This is a genomic window from Micromonospora sp. NPDC049175 (assembly GCF_043197345.1).
In the GTDB taxonomy this organism is placed as follows: Bacteria; Actinomycetota; Actinomycetes; order Mycobacteriales; family Micromonosporaceae; genus Micromonospora.
Map to the genome: position 1 here is coordinate 838,523 of NZ_JBICSY010000001.1, position 12,601 is coordinate 851,123.

9 protein-coding genes are annotated in these 12,601 nt (G+C 72.5%); 3 read left to right on the top strand and 6 right to left on the bottom strand.

Features of this window, described 5'->3' with window-relative positions:
- Positions 1 to 420: 420 nt before the first annotated feature.
- Positions 421 to 1,413, bottom strand: coding sequence for a hypothetical protein (locus ACGFH8_RS03430; protein WP_393362736.1), 993 nt, complete (start codon positions 1,411 to 1,413; stop codon positions 421 to 423).
- Between the two features lie 127 nt (positions 1,414 to 1,540).
- The gene (locus ACGFH8_RS03435) at positions 1,541 to 2,410 is read right to left on the bottom strand and encodes a hypothetical protein (protein ID WP_393362738.1); all 870 of its coding nucleotides are present in this window, start codon (positions 2,408 to 2,410) and stop codon (positions 1,541 to 1,543) included.
- A 73-nt stretch (positions 2,411 to 2,483) separates the two neighbouring features.
- On the opposite strand from ACGFH8_RS03435, the gene ACGFH8_RS03440 reads away from it, so the two are divergent.
- Entirely contained in the window at positions 2,484 to 3,449 is a 966-nt protein-coding gene (locus ACGFH8_RS03440; protein ID WP_393362741.1) for a hypothetical protein, read from the top strand.
- Between the two features lie 56 nt (positions 3,450 to 3,505).
- On the opposite strand, the gene murD is transcribed toward ACGFH8_RS03440, so the two are convergent.
- The gene (gene murD / locus ACGFH8_RS03445) at positions 3,506 to 4,852 is read right to left on the bottom strand and encodes a UDP-N-acetylmuramoyl-L-alanine--D-glutamate ligase (RefSeq protein WP_393362743.1); all 1,347 of its coding nucleotides are present in this window, start codon (positions 4,850 to 4,852) and stop codon (positions 3,506 to 3,508) included.
- Between the two features lie 82 nt (positions 4,853 to 4,934).
- Here murD and ACGFH8_RS03450 point away from each other — a divergent pair, with 82 nt between their 5' ends.
- Positions 4,935 to 6,284 (top strand): hypothetical protein, encoded by a 1,350-nt coding sequence (locus ACGFH8_RS03450; RefSeq protein ID WP_393362746.1) that lies wholly within the window; start codon positions 4,935 to 4,937, stop codon positions 6,282 to 6,284.
- A 92-nt stretch (positions 6,285 to 6,376) separates the two neighbouring features.
- Here the strand turns inward: ACGFH8_RS03450 and ACGFH8_RS03455 are convergent, their stop codons facing one another.
- The 3 genes from ACGFH8_RS03455 to ACGFH8_RS03465 form a co-directional block, all read right to left on the bottom strand.
- A complete protein-coding gene (locus tag ACGFH8_RS03455; RefSeq protein WP_393362748.1) occupies positions 6,377 to 8,155 on the bottom strand; it encodes a PucR family transcriptional regulator in 1,779 nt (592 codons plus the stop codon).
- Between the two features lie 68 nt (positions 8,156 to 8,223).
- Complete coding sequence (gene argG / locus ACGFH8_RS03460; RefSeq protein ID WP_393362751.1) at positions 8,224 to 9,675, bottom strand: argininosuccinate synthase; 1,452 nt, start codon at positions 9,673 to 9,675, stop codon at positions 8,224 to 8,226.
- A 49-nt stretch (positions 9,676 to 9,724) separates the two neighbouring features.
- Positions 9,725 to 10,534 carry a TrmH family RNA methyltransferase gene (locus ACGFH8_RS03465; RefSeq protein WP_393362754.1) on the bottom strand — a complete coding sequence of 270 codons (810 nt, stop codon included), beginning with the start codon at positions 10,532 to 10,534 and terminating at the stop codon, positions 9,725 to 9,727.
- 118 nt (positions 10,535 to 10,652) lie between these two features.
- On the opposite strand from ACGFH8_RS03465, the gene ACGFH8_RS03470 reads away from it, so the two are divergent.
- On the top strand, positions 10,653 to 12,500 hold the full coding sequence (locus ACGFH8_RS03470; protein ID WP_393362757.1) for a thiamine pyrophosphate-requiring protein: 1,848 nt from the start codon (positions 10,653 to 10,655) through the stop codon (positions 12,498 to 12,500).
- Positions 12,501 to 12,601 lie beyond the last annotated feature (101 nt).

Here is a 12,601-nt window from a genome sequence, read left to right on the forward strand (position 1 = left end):
TACAGTCCCCACCTCGCGCCAGGAGGCCACAACATCCTGGATCGAGCACGATCAAGGCCCCTGCGGTCGCCCCGCGCCCACCCAAAGCCCCACACCCGCCGCTCCACGCCCCTCGGCCACCCCTCGACCGAGGCGCAAGATCCGCGCACTTTCGGTGAAACTGCTGCCTCAGCACCGCGCGAGGCAGCAGTTTCACCGTAGTTGCGCGGATCTTGGACGCTCGCGGGTGCGTGCGACGCACGGGCGGGGTGGGCGGGAGTCGTCGGGAGTCGCCGCAATCGCGGCAGCACGATCGCGGCACTGATCGAATTCGGACGCGCTACCCGGAGGAAGAGCTGGAAGTGGGTGCCGGCGTCGACCACCTCCATCGGGCGTCCTCCCGCACGACGAGTAGGTTCTGCCCGCCCTCGGCACCCCGGTTCAACCCCAACGTCTCCCACGACCGACAGCGTGCAGCGCCACCGCCAGCGCCGCGAACGCCACCCAGCCGGCCGCCAGCGCGGCGGCCGTCGAGGTGTCCTGCCAGACGTGGTACGCCGCCAGGAAGCCGACGAGCGCCAGGCTGTTGCGGGCGAAGTGCCGGGTGAACGCCACCAGGTCGCGGCGGCCTTCGATGGCCACCAGCACCCCGGAGTACGGAAAGGTCACCACCATCGCGCGCAGCAGCTCGCCGAGCAGCCCGGTGAGCGTCGCACCCACCAGGATCACCAGCAGCTTGACCGCCGCCGGCAGCCGGGTTCGCGTGCCTGCCACCACCGTGGCCCCAGCTCCCATCGACGGCACAGCCCTCGCCGGCAGCACAGCCCCCGCCGACGGCACAGCCCCCGCCGGCAGCACAGCCCCCACCGGCGGCACAGCCCCCACCTGCGGCACGGCCCCCATCCACGGCACGGCCGACGATGCGACAGCCCCCGCTTGGGGGACGGTCGGCGGCGGCACGATCGGCGGCGGCACGGTCGGCGGCTGCACGGTCGGCGGCGGCACGGTCGGCGGCGGCACGATCGGCGGCGGCGGCGGCACGATCGTCTGCGGCGTTGTCGTCGCAGGGTGTTGTCGGCGCAGCAACAGCATCGTCACCACCCAGAGCGCCACCGTGCCGGCCAGCGCTGGCCAGAACGGCACCGGTACGGCGAGCAGGCCCGCGCTGAGCGCCACGTACCCGATGATCCCGGCCGCGTCAGCGATCAGAATCGGCCAGCGCAGCCGGTGGTGCGTGACCGCCACGACGACGAAGAACAGGTTGAGGCCGAGCACCCCGAGCAGTTGCGCGCCCTGCACCTGGTGCCCGGTGCTGACCAGGGCCAGCGTCATCGGCAGCGGGAGACTGTAGACCAGCGCGCGCATCCGCACCGACCGGATCAGACTGACCGCCCAGACGACCGCGGTCACCAGCAGTACGGCTTGGACGGTCATCGGCGGCCCACCCTCCGGTCGTCGTCACAGGCGACGTCGCGGTCAGCCAACGTCGTCGTCAGCCAACGTCGCAATCAGCGATCAGCGGTCAGCCGGCGCCGCGATCAGCAGTCAACCGACGTCGCGATCAGTCGAGGAAGGTCGCCGCCTCGACGCAGGCCTCGAAGACGTCGGTCAGCCGGGCCAGGTCCCCGGCGTTCAGGGAGAACTGGTTCTCGGTGATCTCGCCGTGCGCGCTCATCCGCCCCTCCCAGCACGCGGTGCCGTCCCACAGGGTCAGGTTGACGTGCCGGGAGGCGTCGACCACGCCCCACGGCAACAGACCCACCCGCACCCCGGCCCGGCGTTGGGCCCGCACCAGCTCGGTCAGCTCGTCGCTGAGGCCGGCGTGCAGGAACACGCGCGTGATCCGTACGCCCCGGGCCAGCGCCTCGGTGTTCGCCGCCCAGTAGTGCCGACCGATCTCGCCGCGCCACCAGCTCAGTTCGCCGCTGGCTCTCGGCATCACGTTCGTCACCGCGTCCAACCGCCGTACGCACTCGCGGGTGCCGCCGAGCAGGTCCTGGCAGTCGCCGCCGGGCCGGATGATCCGGCCGACGCGTAGCTGTTCGGTCTCGGCCCGCAACCGCTCGAAGCGACGTCGGGCCTCGTCGGCCACCCGGGTGCCCGGGTACCGCTCGACGGTCTCCCGGCTGCCGGTGACCACCTCCGGCACCGCGTGGACCAGCCAGTGCGGCCCTTCCAGGAGGGTCCGCAGGTGGAACCGGCGTTCGGCGCGGGCCAGCGAGTCGACGAGCAGCGAGATGGTGGTGCCCATCAGTCCCGCCAGCAGCGACTCCACCCCGGTTGCCGCGTTGGTCAGGTCCAGCGTCACGGAGAGCGAGAGGGACAGCAGGATGCCGACCAACGCGACCGGATCGGTGTGTGCCAGCAGTCGAACGAATCCACCCGCCGAGGCGATCCGGCCGGCACGGGGGCGGCGCAGCAGATCGGACATCGAGGTACCTCCCGGGCGCCGACTGAGGTCAGCGTACGACGGGACGACAACGCCGCCCCGGTACGATCCTGCGGTGCCCGAGCTGCCCGTACCGCTGCCTGTCGGTGCGCCGGGCGACCCGGCCGCCGGCGTCGCCCGCTGGGTGGGCGCGGACCCGGTCCGGGCCCTGGTCGCCCGTTTCGGCGGCACCTGGCCCGACGGTGACCTGGCCGAGGTGCTGCGGTTTCTCGACGAGTTCTCGGCGACGCACTGGGACTTCCGGGGTGGCCGGGAACGGCCCGAGGCCCGGGAGCCGGACCTCGACCCCGAGACCGCCGAGCTGGTGCTCGCCGCGGCGGCGGGGCTCGGCCTGGTCCGGCCGGTGCCGCCCACCCGAGAGACGTACGCCCACCTGGTTGTCCTCGGCGGTCTGGCGCACGCGTGTGTGCGCCGGGTCGCCTACGCCGCGCACCTGCTGCGTGCCGGCCTGCGGGTGACCGGCGAGGTCGCCGTACTGGGTAGTTTCCGGCCGCTGTCGGACTGGGAACGGCGCACGCTCGCCGATGCCGGCCTGCCCGCCGACGACACCGAGGTGGACGTGCTGGACACGGCGGTCCGGCGGCTGTTCGGGGTGGCTGCCCCCAGCGAGCGGGCCGGCGTCGACGCGGGCCACCCGCACCACTCCTGGTCGTCGCGGACCTACCGGCCGGCGGGCCTGCCACCGGTACGGGTGCTGGCCGCGCCGTCCAGCGAACCGCAGCGGCGGCGCGCTCACACCGCCGACACGCAGCGCTTCTGGGCCGGGCACGCGCGGGTCGCCCCGGGCGACCAGATACTGATGGTCACCGCGCCGATCTACGTGCCGTTCCAGCACTGCGACGCGCTGCGCACCCTGGCCCTGCCGTACGGGTGCGGCATCGACACCGTCGGCGTGGACCCGGCGCTGGGCGACCTGGCGGTCCTCCCCGAGCAGACCCTCACGCCGGGGCGCTACCTCCAGGAGATCCGCTCGGCGATCCGCTCGATGCGCGCCCTGCACGCCCGCCTGCCCGCACCCTGACAGCCAGCGGCGTCCGCTGGGACAGGCTCAGCCAGCCGGCGTCCCCTGAGCCGGACTCAGCCGACGGTGTCGGCGACGGCCTGGGCGAAGACCTCGGAGCGGTGCTCGAAGTTGCGGAACCGGCCGTAGCTGGGCGCGGCCGGCGACAGGAGCACCACCCCGCCGGCCGGGGTCACCTCCCGGGACAGTCGCACCGCGTCCACCAGGTCGTCGACAAGTTCGGTACGCACCTTCGGCAGGCCGGCGAGCACCTCGACGATGCGGGGCCCGCTGTCCGGGATCCCGATGACCGTCAACTCCCGCTCGGCCAGGTGCTCGGCCAACGGGGTGTAGTCCAGACCCCGGTCGTTGCCCCCGACGATCACCGTCAACGGCCTCCCGTCGTACGCGTCGATGGCGTGCATGGCCGCGTACGGGCTGGTGGCCAGGGTGTCGTCGACGAAGGTCAACCCGGACGGGTCGGTGATCTCGGTGAGCCGGTGGGCCAGCCCCTGGAACTCGGCGACCGCGACGGCGAGGTGGTCCTTGCCGGCCACCACGTCGATGCCGAGCGCGTCGAGCACGGCGAGCGCGACGCACAGGTTGCCCTCGTTGTGCCGGCCGACGAGCGGCAGTACGGCGCGCGGGAAGAGCGGCTGGTCACCGAGGTGGAACCACGGCGTACCGTCGATGCCGGGTGCCACGTGGGTGGTGTCGGGGCGACCCGCCCGGACCGCCGGCAGCTCCCCCAGCTCGGCGGCGAGCCGGGGGTCGCCGCCGTTGACCACGATCGTCTGCGGGTCGTGGGCGAGCAGGTTGAGCTTGTCCCGGTAGTACTCCCGCTCCCCGCCGTGCGCGTCCAGGTGCTCGGGGAAGAGCGCGGTGACGACCGCCACCCGGGGCGAGTCGGTGAGGTCGCTGCACTGGTAGCTGGACAGCTCCAGCACGTACAGCTCCGCCTCGGGCAGGTCCAGGGTCGGCACTCCGATGTTGCCGCCGAAGACGTTCGGCCGGCCCGTCGCGGTGAGCAGGTGGCTGATCAGGCTGGAGGTGGTGCTCTTGCCCTTGCTGCCGGTGACCCCGACGGTGCGCGCGGCGTGGTCGGCCATCCACAGCGCGGTGCCCTGGGTGACCGGGACCCCCCGTCGGCGCAGCTCGACGAGCCACGGGTGGGTCTGCGGCACGCCCGGGGACCGGACCACCACGTCGGCGGCGGCCAGCCGCTCGAAGCCCGCCTCACCTGTGACAAGCGGCGCCGCCTCGGCCAGCGGGCCGTCCCAGGGCAGCGACAGGAAGTTGGCGCTGTCGTCGACGGCGACCAGCCCGGCCGGGCCGTGCGCGGCGATGGCGGTCACAGCGGCCCGCCCCTCCCGGCCGGTGCCCCAGACGGCGACGGTACGTCCGCGCAGGTCAGACAGGCGCACTGGGCTCTCCTCGGGGGTCGCGGCGGCAGCGGGGCGGGCCCGGTCCGGACACGGCCGGACGAACCAGGGCCTAGTATGGCGTGTGCCCAACGAGCAGCTCCGGCGGATGGACGCCTTCACCTTTCCGTCCTACTCGATCGACTTCGCCACCGGCGAGGTGTTGTTCGACTACGCCCTCACCGGTCCGACAGGTGAGCAGCGGTTCACCGAGGTGATCACCCTTCCGCTGCCGGCGGAGCCGCCGTCGGACGAGACGGTGGCGACCCTCGGCCGGGTGCTGGAGGTGCTGCACCTGGTCGCCGGGGTCAGCTACTACAAGACCGCCGCGCCGCCCCGGCTGGTGCTGCCGACGCCGCTGGGCGCGGCCACCGTCGACTACGTCACGGCCGTCTACACCAAGGGCCTCGCCGAGTACGCGTACCGCAACCAACTGCCGCACGTGCTCCACCTGCGCCCGGAGGTGCCGGCCGGCTCGCCGGACGCGCCGCGCGTCTACGACGACTCCGATCGTCGTCCGCTCTCGGCGGTCGGTGGCGGCAAGGACTCGATCGTCAGCCTGGAGGCGCTGCGCCGGGCCGAGTTGGACCCGGTGCCCTTCTCGGTCAACCCGAACCACGTGATCGTCTCGGTGAACGAGGCGTCCGGGCTGGTCCCGCTTGCCGCCCGTCGGCGGATCGACCCGGTGCTGTTCGACCTGAACGCGGCCGGCGCGCTGAACGGGCACATCCCGGTGACCGCGATCAACTCGCTGATCGCGGTGGCGACCGCGGTGCTGCACGGGCTGGGCCCGGTGGTGATGTCCAACGAGCGCTCGGCGTCCGACCCGAACCTGGTCTGGGACGGTCACGAGATCAACCACCAGTGGTCCAAGGGTGTCGAGGCGGAGGGGCTGCTGCGGGCGTCGCTGGCCGAGCACGCCGGCCTGACCGAACCGTACTTCTCGCTGCTGCGCTCGCTGTCCGAGCTGCACATCGCGCGACTGTTCGCCGAGTTCACCCGCTACGACGACGTGGTGACCAGTTGCAACGCCGCGTTCAAACTGCGCGACGCGAGTGAGCGCTGGTGTCGCGACTGCCCCAAGTGCCGGTTCGTCTTCCTGGCCATGGCGCCCTTCATGCCGCGTGAGCGGATCACCCACATCTTCGGCGGGGACCTGCTCGCCGACGAGTCGCAGATCCCCGGCTACCGCGAGCTGCTGGGCGTGGACGGGCACAAGCCGTTCGAGTGCGTGGGCGAGGTCGAGGAGTCGGTGGTGGCCCTCGGCCTGCTCGCCGAACAGGACCAGTGGCGCGACGCCCCGGTGATCCGAGCCCTGGTCGACGCCGTCCCGGCAACAGCCTGGTCCGCGGTGGCCCACTCGGACGTCTTCACCCCGGGCGGCCCCAACCACATCCCCCCCACCTACGCCAAAGCCCTCAACGCCCTCACCTAACCCCCACCCACCCCACCCTCCCACCCCCCGCCCCCCGCACACCCCCGCGGTGGGGGCGGGGGCGCAGCGCCGGGCGGAGGTCGGGCTGGGGGTTAGGGGGTTCGGACTGCTTGTAGGGCTAGTAGGGCTACGTGTAGGGAGAGGCTGGCCTCTACCGAGTCGAGGTCCACGTCGAGGATGCGGGCGATGCGGGCCAGGCGTTCGTAGAAGGCCGGTCGGGACAGGTGGGCGGCGGCGGCGGCGGCGGACTTGTTGCGGCCCTGTTCCAGATACGTGCGAAGGGTGTCGAGCAGCCGTTCCCGGGGGTGGCGGGCGTCGTACTCGAGCAGCGCGCCGAGTTCGCGCTCCACGAAGGTCTGCAACCGTGGCTCGTCGCGCAGCAGGTGCAGCAGCCCCGCGAGGCCGACGTGCGGCAGTCGGAAGACCGCCAGGTCACGCCGGTCCCGGGTGGCCGCCTCGGCGATCTGCCGCGCCTCGACGAGCGACCGGCGGGCCTCCCGCAGGGTGCTCACCCCCGATCCGGCGGCCACGATGACGGCACCCGGACCAGCGCCTCGGGCTCCATCGACACCTGACGGCACCGGGGACGTGTCGATGCCGGCCGTTGATCGGGGGGCTTCGCCGCCGGAGGATGCGCGACCGGCGCCGGCGTCGTGGCGTACTCGACGCAGTGCGCCGGCGAACGCGGACAGCGCGCGGTCCTCGGCGGCCGGGTCGGTCAGGGCCACCAGCACGCCCACCGAATTGTCGTCGACCGCGCTGGTGAGCGCGGTCATTTTCGCCTCGCGCAGTGCCTGGCCGACCGCCTCGGACAGGTCCCGCAGCCGGGCCTGGGCGGCCTCGGGTCCGCTCTCCCCGGCCGGGTCCTCGGCCCGGTGTCGGACCATCACGCCCACCAGGTGCCGGCGGTCGAGCGCCACGCCGAGCGCCTTGGCCCGCAGCGCGACCTCGTCCACCGGTCGGGAGTGGTCGAGGAGCGCGGTGAGCAGGGTGCGGTGGATCTGCCGTTCCAGCCCTTCGGCGTCGCGGCGGATCAACCGGCCCAGCGCGAGGGTGGACGCGGCCCGCTCGATCAGGATTGTCAACCGGGTGGGCGGGCCGGCGGTCGGCTCGCTGGACTGGGCGCTGGGCACGTCACCGCTGGCCGGCCAGCGCAGCAACAGCCGTCCCCAGTCCTGCCCGCGGGCGCCGACGACTGTCACCAACCAGCCGCTGTCCGGGTCGTACGCGGTCCGGCCGGCCGGTCGGATCCGCCGGGAGTGCTGCTCCCAGCCGTCCAGCAGCAGCTCGGCGCTCTCCCCGGCCGGGTCGTACCCGAGCACCTGACGGGACAGGTTCTCCAACACCACGGGGCAACCGGACAGCTCGGCGGCCTGCCGGATCACCTCGGCGGTGTCGGCGCCCTCGACGGACAGGTCGTTGAAGCGCTGGTGGATCTCCTCGGTGGCGCGCAGCTCGGTGAGCTGCGCGTCGACGATCAGCGCGTGCACGGCCTCGGTGATCCGCACGAACGGGGTGGCCCGGCGCAGCTCCACCAGGGGCAGCCCGCGCCGTTCGGCGGCGGCGACCATCACCCGGGGCACCCCGCTGACGTAGCGGCGCCCCAACTCGACGACAAGGCCGGAGACGCCGACGTCGGCCAGGTCCCCGATGAACGCGCGGAGCCCGGCGTCGTCCCCGGGCAGGCCGATGCCGGTGGTGAGCACCAACTCGCCGCCGCCGAGCAGGGTGGCGATGTCGGGCACCTCGGCGACGTGCACCCAGCGGACCGGCCGGTCCAGCCCGACGTCCCCGGCGACCATGCGCGGCGCGCCGTGGCGGACCGGGTCCAGGGCGAGGACCTCACGCACGGTAGGGAACACGGCCGACACGCTACCCTCCGTGACGCCGGATCTCGACATTCGCCGGGCGGCGTCACGGAGGGGCGGCGCGGGTTCGGTCAGTCGACGCCGAACTCCATGGCGGCCCGGTCGAGTGCCTCGTCGGCGGCGGAGGCGACACCCCGGGAGGCGATGGCTTCCGCGCCGCCCTCCGGCATCGCGCCGATCAGCCCGGTCGAGGCCGCCTGGGCGGCGCCGACCATCCGCTGCGGGGTCCCCCCGCCGACCATGCCGAGGTTCGCGTACTGCTCCAGCTTCGCCCGCGAGTCGGCGATGTCCAGGTTGCGCATGGTGAGCTGGCCGATCCGGTCCGACGGGCCGAACGCCGAGTCCTCGGTACGCTCCATCGACAGCTTGTCCGGGTGGTAACTGAAGGCCGGGCCGGTCGTGTCGAGGATCGAGTAGTCCTCGCCCCGGCGCAGCCGCAGCGTCACCTCGCCGGTGACGGCCGTGCCCACCCAACGCTGCAGCGACTCGCGCAGCATCAGCGCCTGCGGGTCCAGCCAGCGGCCCTCGTACATCAGCCGGCCCAGGCGGCGACCCTCGCTGTGGTAGTTCGCCAGGGTGTCCTCGTTGTGGATGGCGTTGACCAGCCGCTCGTACGCGGCGTGCAGCAGCGCCATGCCGGGCGCCTCGTAGATGCCCCGGCTCTTGGCCTCGATGATCCGGTTCTCGATCTGGTCGGACATGCCGAGGCCGTGCCGGCCGCCGATGGCGTTGGCCTCCAGCACCAGGTCGACGGCGTTGCCGAACTCCTTGCCGTTGATCGTCACCGGGCGGCCCTGGTCGAAGCCGATGGTGACGTCCTCGGTCGGGATCTCCACCGACGGGTCCCAGAACCGGACGCCCATGATCGGGTTGACCGTCTCGATGCCGGTGTCGAGGTGCTCCAGGGTCTTCGCCTCGTGCGTGGCGCCCCAGATGTTGGCGTCGGTCGAGTACGCCTTCTCGGTGCTGTCCCGGTAGGGCAGGCCGCGTTCGAGCAGCCACTCGGACATCTCCTTACGCCCACCCAGCTCGGTGACGAAGGCGGTGTCGAGCCACGGCTTGTAGATGCGCAGCATCGGGTTGGCCAGCAGGCCGTACCTGTAGAAGCGCTCGATGTCGTTGCCCTTGAACGTCGAGCCGTCGCCCCAGATCTGGACGTCGTCGGAGATCATCGCCCGCACCAGCAGGGTCCCGGTCACGGCCCGGCCGAGCGGGGTGGTGTTGAAGTACGCCCGTCCGCCCGAGCGGATGTGGAAGGCCCCGCAGGTCAACGCCGCCAGGCCCTCCTCGACGAGGGCTGCGCGGCAGTCGACGAGCCGGGCGACCTCGGCGCCGTAGCTGAGGGCGCGGCCGGGCACCGAGTCGATGTCGGGCTCGTCGTACTGGCCGATGTCGGCGGTGTAGGCGCAGGGGACGGCGCCCTTGTCGCGCATCCACGCGACCGCGACAGAGGTGTCGAGGCCGCCGGAGAAGGCGATGCCGACACGTTCGCCGGAGGGCAGGGAGGTGAGAACCTTGGACACGGGGAAAATTATGCAATAGAACGCATGGCCATGCAAGTTGAAGGGGCCGTCAGACAGGGTCCTCTCGGCTCAACTCCCAGAAGGCGACAGCCGCCGCCGCGGCGACATTCAGCGAATCGACGCCCCGGCGCATCGGAACGACCACCCGGACGTCGCTGGCGGCCTGGGCCGCCGCGGTGAGGCCGGGCCCCTCGGCGCCGAGCAGCAGCGCCGGCCGCTCGCGCTGCGCCTGCGCCAACAGCTGGATGGGTACGGCGTCCGGGGCCAACGTCATGGCGAGAACCGAGAAGCCCGCCTCCCGCACCTGGTCCAGGCCGTCGGGCCAGCGCTCGATCTTCGCGTACGGCACCGCGAAGACCTCGCCCATGCTGACCCGGACGCTGCGCCGGTAGAGCGGATCGGCGCAGGTCGGCGACAACAGCACCCCGTCGATGCCGAGCGCGGCGGCGCCCCGGAAGATCGCTCCCAGGTTCGTGTGGTTGTTGATGTCCTCCAGGATGACCACCCGGCGTGCGGTGGCGAGCACCTCGGCCGCCGTCGGCAGCGGCCGGCGGTGGAACGACGCCAGCACCCCCCGGTGTACGTGGAAACCGGTGGCCCGTTCCAGCACGTCAGGCGTCGCGGCGTAGACCGGCGCGTCGCCGGTGTCCAGGTCGGCGAGCTGGTCGATGCGCTTGGCGTCGACCAGGTACGACCGGGCCGGGTAGCCGGCCCGCAACGCCCGCCGCAGCACCAGCTCCCCCTCGGCGATGAACAGGCCGTGCGGCGGCTCCCAGCGGGTGCGCAGTTCGACGTCGGTGAGCGCACGGTAGTCGGCGATGCGGTCGTCGTCAGGGTCGGTGATCTGGTGGACGGGCACCCGACGATTCTGCCGGACGGCACACCTCCCCCACCGATGCCCACCCGTGGGGTGTTTTGTCCGGTGGAGAAGGGGAACGACCGGGGAAGTAGCGGACCCGACGGGAAGGACCAGCCAGGTGAGCACAGAGCACACCGGACCGGGCGAAGCCGGCGCTCTGCCCCGGCACCCCACCGTCGCGGACCACATCGTGTCGCGACTGTTGAGCTGGGGCGTACACCGCTATTTCGGCTACCCCGGCGACGGCATCAACGGCCTCACGTCCGCGCTGCAACGCACCCAGGGTCGCACCCAGTTCATCCAGGTCCGCCACGAGGAGACCGCGGGCTTCGCCGCGTCGGCACACGTCAAGTACGGCGGCGGGCCGCTGGGCTGCGCCCTGGTGACGAGCGGGCCGGGTGCCATCCACCTGCTCAACGGCCTGTACGACGCCAAGCTCGACCACCAACCGGTGGTGGCCCTGGTCGGGCACACCGCGACCACCGCCGAGGGCGGCGGCTACTACCAGGAGGTCGACCTGCTCGCCCTCTACAAGGACGTGGCGGCGGCGTTCCTCGCCCAACTCGACCACCCGGCGCAGGTACGCCACCTGGTCGACCGGGCGTGCCGCACCGCGTTGGCCAGGCGTACCGTCACCGCCCTGATCCTCCCCCTGGACATCCAGGACGAGCCGGCCATCCCGGACCCACCCCACGCGCACGGCTACTACCAGACCAGCAACGTGCCGAGCAGCACTCCCACCGTGCCACCGAAGGCCGACCTGCGCCGGGCCGCCGAGGTGCTCGCCGGCGGGCAGCGGGTGGCCATGCTGGTCGGGCAGGGCGCCCTGGGCGCGCAGGAGGAGGTCCGCGAGATCGCCCATCGACTCGGCGCCGGGGTGGCCACCGCCCTGCTCGGTTTCACAGTCGTCGACCACCGCGAGCCGTGGGTCACCGGGGCGATCGGGTTGCTCGGCACCCGACCGAGCTGGCAGTTGATGACCGGCTGCGACCGGCTGCTGATCGTGGGCAGCAACATGCCGTACTCGGAGTTCTACCCGCCACCCGGACAGGCCCGCGCGGTGCAGATCGACCTGGACGGCACCCAACTCGGGCTGCGGTACCCGACCGAGGTGAACCTGACCGGTGACGCCCGCCCCACGTTGCGGGCGCTGCTCGACGAGCTGGGCCCCGGACCCGGGCCGACCGCCTGGCGGGCGGAGATCGCCGAGGCCACCTCGGCGTGGCGTCGCGTGCAGAGCGACCTGGCCGAGCAGAGCGCCGACCCGGTCAACCCGCAACTGCTCTTCCACACCCTCAACGAGCGGCTGCCCGACGACGTGCTGCTCGCCGTCGACTGCGGCACCACCACCGCCTGGTACGCCCGCCACCTCCAGGTCCGCCCCGGGATGCTGGCCAGCCTGTCCGGCACCCTGCTGTCCATGGGCGGCGCCATGCCGTACGCGCTGAGCGCCAAGTTCGCCCACCCGGACCGGCCGCTCGTCGCGCTCATCGGTGACGGCGCCATGCAGATGAACGGCGTCAACGAGCTGATCACCGTGGCGAAGTACTGGCGCGGTTGGGCCGACCCACGATTCGTGGTGCTGGTGCTCAACAACCGGGACCTCGCGTTCGTGAGCTGGGAGCAGCGTTCCACGGAGGGGACACCGATGTTCCCGGACAGCCAGCAGTTGCCGGACATCGCCTACCACAAGTGGGCAGAGGTGCTCGGGCTGCACGGTGAGCTTGTCGACTCACCGGAGCAGGTGCCCGCGGTCTGGGAGCGGGCACTCGCCGCCGACCGGCCGGTGGTCATCAACGCCCTGGTCGACCCGGCCGAGCTGATGCTGCCGCCGCACTTCACCGTCGAGCAGGCCCGCAAGACCGCGGCGGCGGTGCTGCGCGGCGACACCGACTGGGCCGGCATCATTCGCCGCGGCATCCCGTCGACGCTCGCGAGCTACCGCCCCCGCCGCCGAGACCACTAACCGCCCCCCGCCCCCTCCCGCGCCCCGCCCCCGCGCCCGCGCCCCCTCCCGCGATCTTGCACTTTCTGCTGCGACAAATGCCGCACTAGTGCGCTATTCGG

Coding starts and splice junctions, on each gene's coding strand:
- ACGFH8_RS03430 (WP_393362736.1), bottom strand. CDS start 1,413: ATGACCGTCCAAGCCGTACTGCTGGTGACCGCGGTCGTCTGGGCGGTC.
- ACGFH8_RS03435 (WP_393362738.1), bottom strand. CDS start 2,410: ATGTCCGATCTGCTGCGCCGCCCCCGTGCCGGCCGGATCGCCTCGGCG.